This is a genomic window from Paraflavitalea sp. CAU 1676, assembly GCF_029223285.1.
Lineage (GTDB): Bacteria > Bacteroidota > Bacteroidia > Chitinophagales > Chitinophagaceae > Paraflavitalea.
Genome location: NZ_JARHUJ010000007.1, coordinates 520,386 through 537,647 on the forward strand (window position 1 = coordinate 520,386; position 17,262 = coordinate 537,647).

9 protein-coding genes are annotated in these 17,262 nt (G+C 51.9%); 3 read left to right on the forward strand and 6 right to left on the reverse strand.

Translation table 11 applies throughout. The features are described from left to right. Positions 1-2: 2 nt before the first annotated feature. The 3 genes from P2H89_RS24470 to P2H89_RS24480 all read right to left on the reverse strand — a co-directional run bounded on the left by P2H89_RS24470 (position 3) and on the right by P2H89_RS24480 (position 5,351). Complete coding sequence (locus P2H89_RS24470; RefSeq protein ID WP_275831930.1) at positions 3-3,140, reverse strand: SusC/RagA family TonB-linked outer membrane protein; 3,138 nt, start codon at positions 3,138-3,140, stop codon at positions 3-5. Between the two features lie 546 nt (positions 3,141-3,686). Then, positions 3,687-3,815: a hypothetical protein gene (locus tag P2H89_RS24475; protein ID WP_275831932.1), complete on the reverse strand. Its 129-nt coding sequence runs from the start codon at positions 3,813-3,815 to the stop codon at positions 3,687-3,689. A 660-nt stretch (positions 3,816-4,475) separates the two neighbouring features. Beyond that, positions 4,476-5,351 (reverse strand): helix-turn-helix domain-containing protein, encoded by an 876-nt coding sequence (locus tag P2H89_RS24480; RefSeq protein WP_275831934.1) that lies wholly within the window; start codon positions 5,349-5,351, stop codon positions 4,476-4,478. 170 nt (positions 5,352-5,521) lie between these two features. On the opposite strand from P2H89_RS24480, the gene P2H89_RS24485 reads away from it, so the two are divergent. Further along, positions 5,522-7,123, forward strand: coding sequence for a sigma 54-interacting transcriptional regulator (locus P2H89_RS24485; RefSeq protein WP_275831937.1), 1,602 nt, complete (start codon positions 5,522-5,524; stop codon positions 7,121-7,123). A 115-nt stretch (positions 7,124-7,238) separates the two neighbouring features. Beyond that, on the forward strand, positions 7,239-8,219 hold the full coding sequence (locus tag P2H89_RS24490) for a catalase family peroxidase (RefSeq protein ID WP_275831939.1): 981 nt from the start codon (positions 7,239-7,241) through the stop codon (positions 8,217-8,219). A 32-nt stretch (positions 8,220-8,251) separates the two neighbouring features. On the opposite strand, the gene galB is transcribed toward P2H89_RS24490, so the two are convergent. Together galB and P2H89_RS24500 are read right to left on the reverse strand one after the other, a co-directional pair. Beyond that, on the reverse strand, positions 8,252-11,005 hold the full coding sequence (galB, locus tag P2H89_RS24495; RefSeq protein ID WP_275831941.1) for a beta-galactosidase GalB: 2,754 nt from the start codon (positions 11,003-11,005) through the stop codon (positions 8,252-8,254). A gap of 71 nt (positions 11,006-11,076) precedes the next feature. Continuing rightward, on the reverse strand, positions 11,077-12,810 hold the full coding sequence (locus P2H89_RS24500; RefSeq protein WP_275831943.1) for a glycoside hydrolase family 71/99-like protein: 1,734 nt from the start codon (positions 12,808-12,810) through the stop codon (positions 11,077-11,079). A 253-nt stretch (positions 12,811-13,063) separates the two neighbouring features. On the opposite strand from P2H89_RS24500, the gene P2H89_RS24505 reads away from it, so the two are divergent. Beyond that, the gene (locus P2H89_RS24505) at positions 13,064-14,437 is read left to right on the forward strand and encodes a BACON domain-containing protein (protein ID WP_275831945.1); all 1,374 of its coding nucleotides are present in this window, start codon (positions 13,064-13,066) and stop codon (positions 14,435-14,437) included. A 76-nt stretch (positions 14,438-14,513) separates the two neighbouring features. Here the strand turns inward: P2H89_RS24505 and P2H89_RS24510 are convergent, their stop codons facing one another. Next, positions 14,514-17,228, reverse strand: coding sequence for a GH116 family glycosyl hydrolase (locus P2H89_RS24510; RefSeq protein ID WP_275831947.1), 2,715 nt, complete (start codon positions 17,226-17,228; stop codon positions 14,514-14,516). Positions 17,229-17,262 lie beyond the last annotated feature (34 nt).

The following is a 17,262-nucleotide window of genomic DNA, read 5'->3' on the forward strand; positions in this document are numbered from 1 at the left end:
GTTTAGAAAGTAATATTGGCACCGAGGTTATAGCGCTTAACGGTAGGATAGGCGCCCTGCGAAGCCCAGCCCGTACCGGCAAAATTCGACTCGCGGTCGTCGGGCATCTTGCTCCACGCCGCCAGGTTATTTCCGTTCAGGTATATACGCAGCGAGGCAAGGCCTATTCGCTTTACCAGCCCGTTGCCGAACGTGTAGGCGAGTTCCGCATTCTTCAACCGTACATACGAACCGTCAAACATGTATTGAGTGCCGCGGTAATAACCGGCGGGAGTAGAGAGCCAGCGCGGCATGGGTACGTCGGCATTGAAATTATCCTTCGACCAATAACTCCCTTCGTCGTACACCACATGATTCTGCGATCCCAGGCTGTTGAAGACTACCTGCCTCGTCACATTGTTGACGGCATAGAACTGCACAAAGAAGGTGAGCCCCTTCCAATCCAGTCCAAGTGTTGCATTGTAGGTGTTCTCCGGCCAGTTGCTGTGCCCGTAAGGGATATTGTCCCGCGTATCGATGATCCCGTCACCGTTGTAATCGACGATATGATAATTGCCCGGCAGCTTCTGGTTATCGTTCGCATTGTGAATAGTACTGCCATACAGCTCATCCCAGGTATTGTAAGTACCCTGGCTCACGTACGAATAAGTTTGGCCGATCTGCATATTATCCGACTTCTGGTAGTCGGGCAACAGCTCGGGATTGTCTCCATTGATGACCTTATTCTGCGTGTGGGTCATGTTGAGGTCGGCCCAGAGGCGAAGGTTGCGTGTGGCGAGGTAGTTCACATGCAGTTCCAATTCATACCCTCTCGACCGGGCGCTCCCCAGGTTGGCCACCGGTGGGTTGGCCCCGTAATACGATGGCACCGAAGTGCGGGTACCCATCAAAATTTTACTGCGGTTGTCCTGGAAGAAATCTGCCTTGGCTCTGATAAGGCCTTTGAACATTTCAACGTCTGCACCTATATTGTATTTCTCCGACTGCTCCCATTGAACGTTTGGATTGCCCACGGCTGTTTCACGATACCAGTTGAAGGGGCTTTGTTCGGCGCCTTCACCGGTCATGCCAAGGCGCGAGCGGCCGCCGTAGGCCCACTCCGTCAGGTAGAGGAAGCGGCCTCCCACGTTATCAAAACCGGTTTGTCCGTAAGACGCACGCAATTTCAGCAGGTCGAGAAACCCAATGCGTTTCATGAAGTTTTCCCGGGTCACGATCCAGTTCAACCCGCCCGACGAAAAGAAAGCAAAACGATATTCGGGCGCAAACTTTTCCGAACCGTTGTAGGCGCCGTTGTATTCGATCGTATACTTACCATCATAGGTATAAGTAGTACGGAACACCCAGTCCTCCCGGTAAGAAGGTATCTCGCTGCCATTTGAGGTAACATTCCTGTTCAACAGGCCCATAGCCGTAACGGCATGCTTGCGCGCAATGGTCTTGGCATAATTCAATTGAAGCTGATAGAACAGGCGGCGTTGATTGCCCGTTACAGAGCCTGCGGCCGGCGACCATTTGGCGCCTTCCTGAAAATCAAAGCCGGTGGGCGGGTCCTTGGTTTCCTTATAAGAAACAAAACCGGTTTCGGGATCGATCCACTTCCGCTGTACGCCATTAAAAAGATCGTTGACCCCACGGTCGCTTTCAATAAAAGTGTTGTCCATCGAAACGGTACCGTTAAAACGCAGCCCTTTTACCAGCATATCCAGGTTCTGTTCCAGCGCAAAATCGGTCGTAATACGGGTAGTGGTCTGGTACTGGATGCCTCCCACCGCCACACTGCGGGCCGAGTTCTCCGCACGGCCTTCATTCGGCGCAAAATAACCCCAGCTGCCATCCGAATACTTTGGCAGGAATACGTCGGGCGCCGTAGTATAAGCATCGATCCAAGGACCATATTGGTTACCGGTAAAACCCCAGGGACTCTTTCTTACACCGTATGAACCACTCAGGTTCACTTTGAAGAGTGTAGACGGCGAGAGGTTGAAGTCAAGGTTGGTACGCACGTTCGCACGCGTAAAACCAAAACCGGGCTCGTAACCACGGTTGTTGTCCGGCACCTTGAAAAGATCGCCCTCATAGAGGAAGTCGGCGCTGGTGAAGTATTTGACGAAACGGGTACCGCCGCTGATGTTAAGGTTCGCATTTTGCGACATCGCATAGTCCTTGAACAAAGTCTTGGCCCAATCCACATTGGGATAGCGCTCGGCCTCTTCAAGATTGGCCGGATTCCTGTATTTATTAATAATGTCGAGCGGGGTATGTTGATTCCAGCTTTCGGGCTTAAGGGCCACCTCGTACTCGATCGCATCATTAATGGTACGCAGCGACTCATAAGAATCCGCCTTACCCGGCAGTTTGGAAGGTGATTTCACCACCGTGTTCACCGTAGCCCGGATAGACGCTTTTCCCGTTTTGCCGCGCTTGGTGGTAATAAGAATAACGCCGTTGGCGCCGCGCGAACCAAATACGGCCGTAGCCGAGGCGTCTTTTAAAACAGTTATCGATTCTACCGAACCGATATCCACGCTGGTCATGGGACGTTCTACGCCGTCTACCAATACCAACGGGCTGCTGCTATTCCACGTGCTCCGGCCGCGAATAATGATCTGCGGATCTTCTTCGCCGGGGAGGCCGGTACTTTGTGCCGTGATGAGGCCAGGTACATTGCCCGTCAGGGCCGCCCCGATGTTCGACACACCGCCCGCCCTTTCCAGTACGGCGCCGGTAGTCTGCGACACGGCAGCCACCACACTTTCTCTTTTTTGCCGGCCATATCCTACTACGATCACATCTTCCAGGCCAATGACGCTGTCTTTTAGTATCACCGACACATTGGGCTGATTACCGACATTCACTTCCTGGGCAATCTTGCCCACATAGGTAAACACCAGGACCTGCTTGCCGGCCGGCACACGGATCGAAAACCGGCCTTCGTGGGTGGTACTGGTGGAAATATCCGTCTGTTTCACCGATACGGTCGTGCCGGGAACAGGCAGTTTCTTTTCATCCAGCACCACGCCCTGTACCACACGGGCGTCCTGCGCTCGCAGTGGCGACCAGGCGAATAGGTTCGGCAGCGTTAGGGCTACCAGTAGCAGCCATTTCCATGACTTTTGGCTAAAGATCATTTTGAACATTGTAAAAGTGGATAAATTAGGTGAGGGCAATAAGCGTCCCGGCAGCCTATACAGCCGCCTGTCTGCCACAAGCGCCGGCGGGCAGCAGGTTGCAGAGCAATAAAAAAAGCCGCTAGCTTATTGAAAAACTACTGGCTGCTGGCTATTAAAGATGTTTGAAAAAGGAGGCGTCCGGAAGTTGGCGGACCCGAGAGGAGTTGGAGGATCATAAGCAATCATTTAGAGTTTATAAAGCAATTTTAGTAAGGCATAAAGCAGTAAGCCGATCACATGGCACGGAGCACAAAATTCAACAGATTAAAACTACAATGGTGAAACCGGCATACATGGCACGAATCGCCAAAAGGAGAGTAAGAATGTTTTAACGCACTTCGAAATAGTAGGCAACCCACTCACAACGCATTCATTTTCAAAAACCCAGCCGCTATACAGGCAATATCCGCCCCTGGCGGATAAAAAGAGTTGTACAAACGAAATTGTAAGCAACCTGTACAGGATCGCCGATAAATTGTCAAATTAACAGTTATATAGGTGTTAGGAGGATTACTACCTGATCAGGAACTGAATGCGTGTTTGGAAGATCTGTGTAGATCCTTTTAGGTTAAACCGGTCCAGCTTGCCATAGCCGTAGGCCATTTCAAAACGAAGAAACTCCGCCAGATACCAGTTGATCATTGGGGTAAATCGCCAGAATTTTCCCCTTCCTTGGTGCGACCCACAAAAAAGCTACCCCATAAATCCAAACACAACACCTCTCACTATATACAACACAAAACACACCAAAACCTAACCGCCTCGGGCAATATTTATTTTTTACACAACAACAGCTGCCACATTTTGAAACCTCGTTTGCCTGATCATTCCCTGATCATTGCCTGATCGTTCCTTGATGATCGGCTGATAAAGGCCTGATCAAGTCCTGATCACCTTCTGATGCTATTCTGATCAACCTGTGAGTAGGTCCTGAGTACTTCCCGACCAACTCCCGGGTAACTCCCGGTCAAGTCTTGATAACACTTTGAACGAACCCTGATGCCGACCGATCCTTCACCCAATTCCAACTGAATGTACCATTTTAGGAACGATGTTCCGAAATACGACAAGGTGGCTGTATCAACATCGTAACCTTGCATCAAGCGCTCGTCATGACACCGATTATTCATTCACGTTTAAAAACTTAAAATTATGGCACGTCAAAAATATCACCACCGGATCATCGGAACCACCGGCAACATATCCTATCAAATAACAGCCAACGGGTACAAGAAGGACCACACCTCGCCCAACATAAACGCACGGTCATCGAATTGCCCCTGTGCGGGCTCACCCCTTAACTCACCCGCCCACAGCCAGTTTTTCATACACCTGGCTCATATACGTCGTAAAGTTCGTACCGCAGAAGCTCTTGAAGTATTTACTGAAATGCCCCGAATCATTGAACCCAAGATCATAAGCGATCTCCTTCATGCCCGCCTCGGAATAATGCCCCATGCGCTTCGCTTCCAGGATCACCCGCTTCCGGATATGATACCCCGCCGGATACCCCGTGCTGCGCTTCACGATCCCGTTCAGGTAGTTGGGCGTCACCGACAACATAGAAGCATAAGCAGTCACCAGCTTGGTTTCCCGGTACCGCTTTTCCAGCAACTCCATAAACCGACGCACCACCACCGCCTCGGGCGAGGGTGCCTGCTCCTGCTGCCCACCCCACAAGCGAGACAAATAAATGAGCAGTATCCGGAAGTATTTCAACAACAGCAACAATCGAAATTCATCGCGCGCTGCAAACTCCTTCAGCAGCTTACCAACCACATCCCGCATATCTCCCACATACGCCGCCTGCAGCGGCATCACAGGCCTGTCCGCAAAAATGGCCTTCAACCCCGCAATAGAGATCCAGTCCGACTCACTCTCACTGGCCGCAAAAAACGCATCCGTAAAACAGATCGAATAAACTTCCTGCACATCATCCAGCAAAAACCGGTGCACCTGACCGGGCCTTATAAAACAAAGACTATTGGGCTTGATCACATATTGCTTGAAATCCACTTCATACTTGCCATCCCCCTCCACGATCCATACAAGTTCAAAGTATTGGTGCGTGTGCACCCCGCACAACAATTCTGGAGCCGTCGCATCCAATCGTTCAACATGAAAATCAATATCTGTACGCTGCAGCTGTTGTATCGGAATAATAGTGGCGGATTTCATGACAGGCGTTTTGGGTTATTGTGCAAGATTGATCCAACGGCATGCCCAACTACAGTATCTTAATAACCAAATCTTTATAACAAATTCACCCAATTAACGGCGACGACATTTCGCCTTTCGGCGAACGCCGAAGATGAAATATCGTACCTTGTATTGACTTACGACTGCATATGGAATTGACGCACACCGGCAGCATTAAAGACCTCACCATCGAAGCAGAAAATGCCCTACTGCTTTCCCTCAGCAGGGACATTACCTCCTGCCGCACCCTCGCAGATGTACAAACCATCGTCAGCAACCGGCTGGCCAGCCTGCTCCGCAATACCGAGATCATGGTTTGCCTCAACGATGACAACAAACTCACCCACCGCTGTTATGTGCACACAGTGAGCCCCGAAACCATGTCGCACCCCGACTTTGCACGCGGATCGGCCATGGACTATTTCATCAACGACGGTATCTATAATATAATAGAGACATCGGTAGAACCCGTATTCTTCGATATGTGCGAATTGGTGAGCCGTACCAACAAGCCATTCTATGTCGACTTCTGGGCATCCTTGCAGATCGTAGAGTTGATCGGCATACCACTGTACCTGAACAACGAGTGCATCGGAGGTGCAGCCCTTTTCCCCAAAACCAAATGCATCTTCACCGCCCGTGAACTGAAATTGATCCAGGCAGTTTGCTCTTATGTGGGCATCGCCCTCGCCAACATACTCGCCTACCAAAAGATCAGTAGTCAGCTCGACGAGATAGACCGGTACAAAGCACGGCTCGAACAGGAGAACCAGTACCTGCACGAACAGATCAGAACGACTACCACTGCCTATGAAGCCATGATCGGGGCCGGCAATGGCCTGCGGGAAGTAATGAAACTGGTGAGCAACGTAGCTTCCTCCGACAGCACTGTGCTCATACAGGGAGAAACAGGAACGGGTAAAGAACTCATCGCACGCGCCATACACCAGCAATCACCCCGCAAAGACAAAATGCTCGTACGCGTCAACTGTGCCGCCCTGCCGCCCAGCCTCATCGAAAGTGAATTGTTCGGCCATGAACGCGGCAGCTTCACCGGCGCACTCGATCGCCGTATCGGCAAGTTCGAACTCGCACACCAGGGCACCCTTTTCCTCGATGAGATCGGAGAACTGTTGCCCGAACTACAGGTTAAACTGTTAAGAGCCCTGCAGGAAAAAGAGATCGAACGCATTGGAGGCAGAACGGTCATTAAGACCGACGTACGCGTCATCGCCGCCACCAACCGCGACCTGCGCAAGGAAGTTGCAGCGGGCCGCTTCCGGGCCGACCTCTTCTATCGCCTCAACGTATTCCCCATCAACCTGCCGCCGTTAAGAGAAAGAAAGGAAGATATACCCCAACTCGTAGGGCATTTCCTGAAGCAGTTCTCAACAAAGATGGGCCGCAAGGTAACCGGTGTTTCTACTGAAGCCGTACGCGAAATGCAAACCTACCCATGGCCCGGCAACGTACGCGAACTCGAGCACATCATCGAAAGGGCCGTGCTCATGACCACCGGCGACACCATTACCGATGTGCACCTGCAGCCGGCAGAACCAACGATGCACAGCAGCAATGACCGGCCCCTCATCCCCTTGTCCGAAAATGAGAAGGAATACATCCTGTATGTATTGAGAAAATGCAACGGCCGGGTACGTGGCGCAGGAGGCGCGGCCGAAGTGTTGAATATACCACCTACTACGCTCCACTCGAAGATGAAAAAACTGGGCATTCGCAAAACGCTATCCTGAGTACTTTGTAAATTATACAATGGAACCTTACTTATAGCCATTGAAGTCCCTGTTCCGCAGGGATAATTTCGTACTGTAATTACACCAACAGAAAAATCAACTAAACAGTACGAACATGAAAAGCAAACTCATCGTCATGCAGGCGCTGGTCGCGGGCATGATGACCATGCATGCAGCAGCGCAAACACCACCCTTACAGCACACGCCCGCCGACCTGGTAGACGCGTTGCACACCACCTTCGGCAAACACCAGGCCCGGGCAGTACACACCAAAGGGATCATATTGGAAGGAACTTTTACACCAGCGAAGGAAGCCGCTTCGGTCACTAAGGCATTTCACTTGCAGCATACCAACAGCAAGGTAACGATCCGCTTCTCCGATTTTACCGGTATACCCGACATACCAGATAATGCCGGCCCCGCCAATCCAAGAGGACTTGCCATACGATTCACCACACCAGATGGTAATTTTACAGATATCGTTGGCCATAGTTTCAACGGATTCCCGACAGCCAACTCCGATCAGTTTCGCGAACTGCTCCTGTCCATAGCAGCCAGTGGTCCCGGAGCAGCAAAGCCGACGGCGCTGGAGAGTTTTCTGGCTACCCATCCGTTGGCCAAAACCTTCCTCACCACACAGCGAACACCCGCCAGTTATGCCACCATCACCTATTTCGGCGTCAACAGTTTCAAGTTCACCAACAGTAAAGACAAGTCTTTTTTTGTTCGATACCAATTTATACCGGAAGGAGGAGAATCGATACTAACACCAGAGCAGATTGCGAAGGCCGATAGCAACTACCTGACAAAAGAGATCACCGAGCGGGTAAAAAAACACCCCTTCCGTTTCAAACTATACGCAGTGATTGCCGCGCCGGAAGATAAGATAGAAGATCCCTCCATCGCCTGGCCCAACACAAGGAAGCGCGTATTCCTGGGCACCATCGAGGTCAACCGCCTGGCAGCGAATACGACTACAGAAGACAAAGCCCTCGCATTTAATCCGCGCAATATACCCGATGGTATAGAGACCGCCGATCCCATGCTCGACTTCAGGGCAAAAGCATATCCGATATCGGTAAAAGAGAGACAATAATAACCGTGCACTTAAAGCCTGTCATGTCAGTACTACCGTACCCCTTGAACAACTACACTCCCCACCTTCAACCCATCGGCAACAGCTTTTATACGGATAGCACCTGGCGCACCTTTCTTCGCCCGCACGATGGCCAGCGCCAGCCCGCTAAAGGCTGCGCGCTCAGGCGAAGCAAACGAAACCAGGTCCGCAGCATTGCCGTTATCCGTAGCCACCAGCTCGCCCGCACCTTCCACGCTAAAGCGGATGAGGTGCGCAGCATCCGGCACAATATTACCCGCGGCATCGGTCACACGAACTGTAATGAAAGCCAGGTCGTCTCCATCAGCTTTGATCGAAGAGCGGTCGGCCACCAGTTGCAAAGCCACCGCCGCACCCGCTGTACGCACCGTTTCACTGGCCCAGGGTTTTCCGCGCTTATAGGTCACCACTTTCAATACACCAGGCGCATACACGACACTGTCCCAGCGGAAGCGGTATTCATAAGCGCCGCGTTTGCGGCGTCCCTGTGAGCGACCATTCACAAACAACTCCGCCTCATCACCCGAAGAGAACACATGCACCGGCGTCACTTGCCCTACCCTATTGGGCCAGGTCCAATGCGGCAGGATATGCGCGATGGGTAAATCCGGCCGCCACCGCGCCTGGTACAGCCAAAACCGGTCTTTCTTAAAGCCCGCCAGGTCAATGATACCCGAGTACGAACTCCTGGCCCCATAGTATGGCGTAGGCTCACCGAGATAATCCCAGCCCGACCATACGAACTCACCAGCCACATAAGGATGCTTGTCCTGCGAAGCAAATACTTTATCAGGCGACGCACCAAAAGCCGCCGTATACAGCTCATACGCACTTACAAACTGGTTGCGTGGATCACCACCCGTCGAATCGCTTACCGGCGCACTCACACCACCCGTAACCGGGAATATATACGTACCCCGGCTGCTCAGCGCCGACGAGGTCTCACTGCTGAAGATCATTTTATCGGGGAACTGTTGTTGGAAAGCAGGATACAAAGGCGTGGTGCGGATGCCTTTCAGGTGAGCATAGGCCGGCGCATCGCGGATACCCTCACCCTGGTAGTTTAAACTTATGATGTCCATCACCCGTGGGAAAGGCATCTGCGGTTTGGCATAGTTCATCGATGCCGTAGCCGGCCTTGTAGGATCTTCTTCTTTAACAATATCATACAGTATTTTGGCCACCGCAGCACCGGAATCGGCCGTATACTGCTCGCCTACTTCATTGCCAAAGCTCCAGGCAATTACGGAAGGATGATTGCGGTCGCGCCGCATAAAAGAACGCGTATCGGCTTCATACCAGTCAGAGAAGATCAAATGAAAATCCAACGGATTCTTGCCCTTCTCCCAGCAATCGAAGATCTCATCGATCACGAGAAAGCCCATCCGGTCGCAAAGGTCCAGCAATTCCGCCGCAGGCGGATTATGCGCCAGCCGGATAGCATTGCAGCCCAACTCGGCCAGCATTTCCAGTTGCCGCTCCGCAGCCCGCACGTTGAACGCACCACCCAGCGCACCCAGGTCATGGTGTTGGTTCACGCCCTGCATACGCACCGGCATCCCATTCACCAACATGCCCTTAAGCGCATCGAACACAATGGAGCGCACACCAAAAGGCGTTTCATATTCGTCGATCAGTTTACTACCGTCGTACAACCGCGATACCGCCACATACAGAGCAGGCTTTTTAGCTGGCAACGGCTTCCACAACAAAGGATTCTGCAGTACTACCGAACCGCTCACCTTCGTACGCTGTCCCGCAGCCGCCTGCACAGGCACTCGTTTAAACGCACCCACCTTATTGCCCACACGTCCTTTCAGCGCATCATACGTATATATTTCCGTTGCCAGTTCCAACGCCGCTGCACTGCTTGCCTGATTCGCTATCTCCACATCAAGCTCGATCGTCGCCGACTTCGCCGACACCTCTCGCGTCCGCACAAAACTCCCCCACTGCGCCACATGCACCGGCTGCACTTTCGTGAGCCACACACTACGGTACAAACCCGCACCCGGATACCAGCGCGATGACTGCGCCGGGTTATCGATCCGTATCGCCAGTTGATTGTTGCCGCCATAGTTCACATAAGGCGTCAGATCAAGTCGAAAAGAATTATAACCATAAGGCCATCCGCCCACCAGGTGTCCATTCAGCCACACCATGGCATACGACATGGCCCCGTCTATATCGAGGTAAATAACTTTGCCTTTATCCGCAGCGGGCACGCTCAGTGCCCTTCGATACCAGGCCACGCCCTGTATCGGCAGCCTGCCCATACCACCACCCACGATCGCATTGGCCTCTTTGTAAAAAGGTTTGTTGATCGCCCAGTCATGCGGCAGGTTCACCAGCTCCCAGGTCCGGTCATTGAAATCATGTTGTACAAAAGGAAAATCACGGCCCGGGTCACCCGCCGGTCGGTGATGACGCTTCGCGGGATCCTTGATGAAAACATTCGCCGTAGGCAGTATCCATGGCTTCAGCACCCGGTCGGATGAAACTACCCGCCCCGATTCCGTCGCCCGCGTGTCCGCCACAATATTATCATTCCGGTAACCCGTTACCGGCCTTTCATCATAGATGAGTTGATCCGTTGTATCGGCATACCGGATAAAGCGCCAGCCATCGTTGAGGCGGATGCGTTCCCGCACCGGTAACGCAGCAGACTGACCAATTGGAGTTTGCCCAAAGCAGGCACCCGCGCCAACCAGCAGCAACAAAAGAGCGGCAGGAAGCAGTCGAAGCAAGTAAGTGGAAGCAATCATACCACGCAATATAACCCATTTCAAACAGCACCCATCCTACTGCATCCTGCCGCAAATCAACAGCAGTAACCCTATGGCACGATCTCGATCCGGTCTACCCGCGTGGTAACACTACCTGTCTTGGCATGATAGATCCTGAACCAGTTGATCGCACTTAAATTGGGCACACCACCCGTATTGCCGGCCGTGGCAAAAGTTTTGGTGATGAGGTTCCACCCGTTCACCAGCGTACCGATATTCCAGTTGTACTCACTCACATCCGGGGCACCACCACTGCCCAGCTCGATCTGGTTCGATGCACTGAACTTAGTTATATCAGATACATAATACCAGAACCGGATATACCCCGTAGCCGGCACGGCCCCGGTATTGTACACAGGCAGCACCTTCTTGAATTCGTCCGTACCACTGCCCACCGATTGCAGCGAACCGGCGCCCTCTTTAAAGTCGGTAGTATTCACCGACAACGTATTGGCCGATACCCAGCCCGTCGTAGCATCGCAGCGATCGGGAGAGATCATATACTTCGTGGTATGTGTAGCCTGGTAGGGAATAACACCCTTCATCATCTTCTGTCCGTTATTGACGAGCCGCAGGTAAAAGTCCGAAGACACCTGCACCCCATCTGCATCCAGCGTCAGGAAATACTTGCCGGCCGGTATATCGGCAGCCGTTTCCGCACTCTTGCAAATATTGGTAGCCTCCTGCGCCTCATCGAACATCGCCACATAAGCGCTTTGCACACCCGCATTGCGGATGCCCGCAAACATCTGCCACATGAAATTGCCATACATCCGCTTGATCTGGTTACGCGGCGACACAGCCTGTCCATTCGTATTGGCGAAAGCCGTACCCGGATACACACAACCCTGGTAATCGATATTGCGCGCATCGCACCAGGCCAGGTCACTCGTATAAGAGGTTTGGAAGTTCGATTGCTTGCCCACCCACCAGGGCATGATCATATCCAGCGCTTCATACACGGCCACATTGGCGGCATCCGTCGTAAAGTTCCCCATCGTACCCCCGATCACATAACAGCCCTGCGCCTTGAACCAGTTGATCTTCGCCAACCAGTCGGCCGCAGCGCCCCTGTCTGATTTGCCTACACCCCAAAAACATACCACCGGTTTGCCGTTCTGTTTGGCATAGGCCGGCGACGCAGTCAGGTTCAGTGTGCCCGTGATCGTGTTCGACCAGTCCGTATCGATAGGATCGGTGGCCTTGCAATCGTACATCATGTAGAACTTGCGGCCATAGGTCTGCGCAGCGTTCTTCATCATCGTGGCAATACCGTCAAACTGCGCCTTCTTCACACTACCCACCACGATCGCACTGCCAAAGCGCTGCAAAGCCATACAATCGATACCATGCTGCTGCATCCACAGGCTATGCGTATTGGCCACCTGCTGATCATAAGAAGAGAACATTCTGGCAGGGCGCCCATTACCCAGGTTACCCGTAAAACCCGTTTGCACCACCCCATCCTGGTTAAAGGTGATGTTGGAATAGGTAGTAGTATACTCACTACACTCCGGCCACGACTCCAGGTTCATGTGTTGCCAGCTATTGTAGGGCGAGCCATCGCCGGCCGCCGCAAACCATCCCTGGTAACCCGTGGTCAGTTTGCCCACTACATCACCCGCCGCAGAGCGCAGGCTTTTAGAAACAGGCTGGGAAGCCACAGGGTTTGGAGCAGAAATTACTTCAGTAACGATTTGTTTGCGGGAGCAGGAACTTACGACGAAAAGTAAGGAGCAGCAGGATACCTTTACGATACCACGGCTGATGAAAGCGTGATTCATACGACAAGTTTTTGATGATTAAGAATGTGCGATCGTGCCAACGCAGTATGCTGCGTTCAACAAACAGAAGATACTTGGGTGGGAATAATAAAAGATTAATAAACGATTAACCGGCACCTTTGCAGCCTGACAGAGGCCAATTAAACCACGCTTAACCCACCGATTTATACAGTCGGCGCTGAACGCCTTACGTTCTGCCCACTCAACCCGCAGTTTACGCAGAACAATACGTTTATGGGGCTAAACAAGTTCAATGAAACCATCTATCGTACCATCCTGGAAGCTGGGATTGCTCCTCACTGCAGTAGGCGCCTTCACAGCCTGTAAAAAAAACAACGACGAGCCCAGCTCAAAGTACAACCTGAGTGTAAACCTACTCAGCCTTGAAACGATTACATCCGGCGGAGAACAGGAACTTGTCATCACGAGTAATACAGACTGGAAATTAAGTGGCCTGCCCGAATGGCTCACAACGCCCACTACAGAAGGCAATGGAAACGCAACCATCAAACTAACCGTGGCCATGAATGCGGGAGAGACTGCACGCACGGCTGCCCTCGCACTCAAAGCCACCGATGTGCAGGACGTGGCGATAAACATCACGCAGAAAGGATTGGTAGAGAAAGTGCAGCAGATCAATGCCGCCAACGTGCAAAGGATGCTGTTACTCAACGACGGTTACCTGTTTGTAACACGTACAGACGACAAATACAACCTGATCAAAATAGCCAAAGACGGCCAATCGGTCGTGGCACAGAAAACCCTGGAACTGGCGGGCATGGAAATCACCAACCTGTCGGATATCGATACCATCCCAGGCGGCGGCTTTGCACTGGCACTCAACATCAAAACGATCGAAACCGGACTTTCCAACTGGAGCGCTTATTTGGCCAGGCTATCACCCACTTTTGAGATCGTAAAAGGTATGAAAATAGATCACGGTATCGATTACACCGAATCAACGCAGGCAGTGGCCGGTGCAAAAGACGGTATCGTGCTGGTGTACAGCCGTTCTACCACCGGTAGCTTCCAAAACAGCATGCTTAAATATGACTTCGATCTGAATAAAGTGAACGATGTCCCCTATATCTTCAATCAGGTAAACGACCTGTACATTGCACCCGACGAATCCGTCATAGTTGCCGGAGTGAGCAATAGTGAGACTACACTGTACAAGCTTACCAACGACCTGTCGTTTGCGGCAGCTTATGAGGGTAAAAATGGAAGTGCTTCTCGCGTGCTGGCTATCAATGGAGGTTACCTGGTGGTAGGCCAGATCAACAAAGGTGGAACAGACAGTGATATTTATTGCACGATGCTCGACAATAACCTGGAAGCAGTCGGTAAAGAATGGCTGTTTGACAGAACCAAAGGTGATCGTGCTACCAGCATCATTGCCTTGAGCGGTGGCGGCTACGCACTGTCCGGCACTATTACCGGCACAAGTGGCAGCAAGGCTTTTACAGTTCGCCTGGATAATAACCTCACCCCCATACCCGGTAAAGAACTCGTGTTTGATGTCAACACTATCAGCGCTATTGCCGCATCAACGCCTATGGCCGGCAATAAATACAGTGTATTCGGCGCAGCGCCTGGCAAGGTCGTGCTGGTTGAGATGAACCCATAACCTTATTTCAACTAACCCAAGTAATTTCTAAAATACATCAGCCACCGGATCGTTCGGTGGTTGATGTGTCGGTGTTTTATCCAACTGTCACCACCAGCATTTCCCCGGCCTGTAATTGCACCGGTGTTTCCAGGGCCACAACAATATCGTCTGTGAGGTAAGTAAACCTGGCAACCAATACTTTTTTACCGACAGTTACAGACACCAACCCGGTTTTCGGCAGTCCTTTGCGTTCAAAGGACAGGCTTTTAAGTTGAAGGGTTCCATACTTAAGAGCAATGGTACATTGTTGCTTATTGCCCTTGATCGATTGACTGTAACTGCCCCAGCCTTCAGCAGCAGTAAAGGCAGCTTTAAAGTGCTCCTTATTCCAGCGGGGAGCAAACCGGATATACCCCTTCGGACCATGATACTCAAACCCGCAAGCGGTGATAAATGTACCATAGCTGGCCATCGCCCGGGCATAATGATCACTGCATTCGATCTCATTGAACGGATTCCTTTTCGAAGCATGGTGCCGGTCATGAATAGCCCGCGTAAGCACCATCGCCTCGTCCGTCATTCCTTCTGCCATCATATGGCTCGCCACCTGGTGCTCAAACCCACTCATGCACTCATGAAAATAACCCAATTGCCAGGTCACATCCTCGCCATAGGGAGCTGGTTCGTTGTGCGGATTGGTATTCATGACCATACCGCCTTCACCAGCCACGGCATAGGGCCTGCCCCCCATATGCGTTTTAATGTACGGCCCCACATCAGTCGTAAAATTATACTTCCACAAAGACCGCAGCGCCGATAATGTCTTTTCTTTCTCCCAAAGCCGGCCCAGACCAACCTGCCAGGCCCAGCTTTGACCATACACCTGGTCGATATGACAGGTATTGTAAGACCCCAGTTTTTTTCTGCCCGATACCGGATCGGGGCGATGAATAAAGTATTCACCATTGAATAACTCACTACCCATATGCCTGCACCCCTTCTCGACATAAGTTGCACACACTTTTGAAAAGGCAACATCACCCACCTCATCAGCCATGAGTTGCGCAGCCTTCGCAGCAGCAATGCAAAGCCCTACGATCCAGGCGACCTCTCCTTCCCAAACAGCATCCAGCGTATTTTCCATCGGGGTATCGGTCATGCCATCCCCGTTCTTATCCTGTGTCAGCATAAACACAGTCGCCTTTTTGATGCCGGGCCAATTGGCGGTAAGAAAACGATTATCAACGCTCATCTGGTGTTCCCGGTAAATACGAAGAATGCTACCGGCCTGACCGTCGATAGCCGGCCGGTTTTCATACTCCGCCCGGAAAAGGATGCCGCCGTCTTCCTGCAACGCAATGCCCAGGTCTGTTCGCGCCCGCGTATCCCGTTCCAGCGAAGGGAAGATCCTGCCCATCGCTTGCGCATATTGCCACACGTGGGTACAGGTACCCTCGCAGGCATTCACCCCTTCCCAACTCCAAAAACGGCCATTGGCAAACCGGTAGGTATTGGCCGTAGCCAGGGTGCCGATATTCAGGAAAGTCCGTTCCAGGAACCAGTGAGGCAGGGTAGAATCATAGAAAGTATGTTGCCACAACAGCGTTTGCTGGTGCAATGAATCAAAGTTCGGGGCAATATAAGCAGCCACGGAAGCCGCATCCCTGAACCGCTTTCCGTAGTAATAACCATCCCTCGCTTCAGCAAGTTTATTGGTTTTGCTAAGCGGGTGGTTGAAATGCCAGCTTAACACAAAGTTCGCTACCATCGTTTCACCACCACCGATAACGCCGGCAGCGGCTGTGCTGCCCACCAATTTATCCGAAGGTAGTTTCTCGGCAGTAGTTTCGTCCTGTTGGTCAAACAAAGAACGATCCACCGGCCAGGGTTCAGCATTCGTTCTAACGGTGCCTCCGTTGCCAACATATATGATACAGGTGCTGCCGGCATCGCGTTGTGCCGCAGCCTCCTCTTTAGTAGCCTTAAAATCGGCAAACACACCACAGTAATGTTCGTGCCGGATGGCAGTATTTCTTCGCATACCATCACCATCACGGGCAGTGACCTTATGCGCACCGTTTTCAAACCAGCCAACCACCGCAGCATTCACCAGTTGCTGGCCCTTATTGATAAGTGTAATGGAATAAACAGTAGCGGGCAGCGAAGAGTTTTCCGCATCCAGGGGAATGAATAGCCCCCCAGCCTGCACCACCACCTCCAGCGGAAAGTTTTTATCGATATACCGGATCGTAGCAACCGGATAACTGGCTTCAAACTGGATATCCTCCCAGTCCTCTTCTTTTAATTCCTTGATGATCGTTTTGCCCTGCAGCAGTATTTTTATGGCAAACCCTTGTTCCAGCACTCTCTTATTGGCGGCAATGGTGGGCTCTATATAATTGGCGCCGTCCCGGTTCCGGATCTTTCTTTCAGCAGTCCCATCGTTCCACAAAACGGTCTTGGGGTCAACACCTTCTCGTTCATCATTGTAAATGCCCCACAACCACAGGCGGCCATCGCCACCCAGGTAAACCGTGCCGGCGTGCAGACCACCCGCCGGCATACCAATGAAGGCCAGTTCGTTTTTCGATTTACGATAGGTCGTAACCTGTCCCCGCTGATACAGCGATTTCACCCAGCGTGGGTCCAGCTTTTTATCTGCCGGAATATTGTGCAAAGGCGGCAACAGCCCCGTAGTCCTATTCCAAAAAATCCTGGCCCACACCGGGCTGTTGGCGAAGAGCATAGCGGCAGCGGCAAGGCCCGACTGCTTAAAAAATGCTCTCCTGGTCTCATTGTTTCGATTCATGATGGCAACCTTGGATTGTATTAACTTACCTGGA

Excerpts from the sequence above, each read along its gene's own strand:
- P2H89_RS24490 (WP_275831939.1), top strand. The coding sequence starts at position 7,239 with ATGAAAAGCAAACTCATCGTCATGCAGGCGCTGGTCGCGGGCATGATG.
- P2H89_RS24500 (WP_275831943.1), bottom strand. The coding sequence starts at position 12,810 with ATGAATCACGCTTTCATCAGCCGTGGTATCGTAAAGGTATCCTGCTGC.
- P2H89_RS24475 (WP_275831932.1), bottom strand. The coding sequence starts at position 3,815 with ATGATCAACTGGTATCTGGCGGAGTTTCTTCGTTTTGAAATGGCCTAC.
- P2H89_RS24510 (WP_275831947.1), bottom strand. The coding sequence starts at position 17,228 with ATGAATCGAAACAATGAGACCAGGAGAGCATTTTTTAAGCAGTCGGGC.
- P2H89_RS24480 (WP_275831934.1), bottom strand. The coding sequence starts at position 5,351 with ATGAAATCCGCCACTATTATTCCGATACAACAGCTGCAGCGTACAGAT.
- P2H89_RS24505 (WP_275831945.1), top strand. The coding sequence starts at position 13,064 with ATGAAACCATCTATCGTACCATCCTGGAAGCTGGGATTGCTCCTCACT.
- P2H89_RS24485 (WP_275831937.1), top strand. The coding sequence starts at position 5,522 with ATGGAATTGACGCACACCGGCAGCATTAAAGACCTCACCATCGAAGCA.
- P2H89_RS24470 (WP_275831930.1), bottom strand. The coding sequence starts at position 3,140 with ATGTTCAAAATGATCTTTAGCCAAAAGTCATGGAAATGGCTGCTACTG.
- galB (WP_275831941.1), bottom strand. The coding sequence starts at position 11,005 with ATGATTGCTTCCACTTACTTGCTTCGACTGCTTCCTGCCGCTCTTTTG.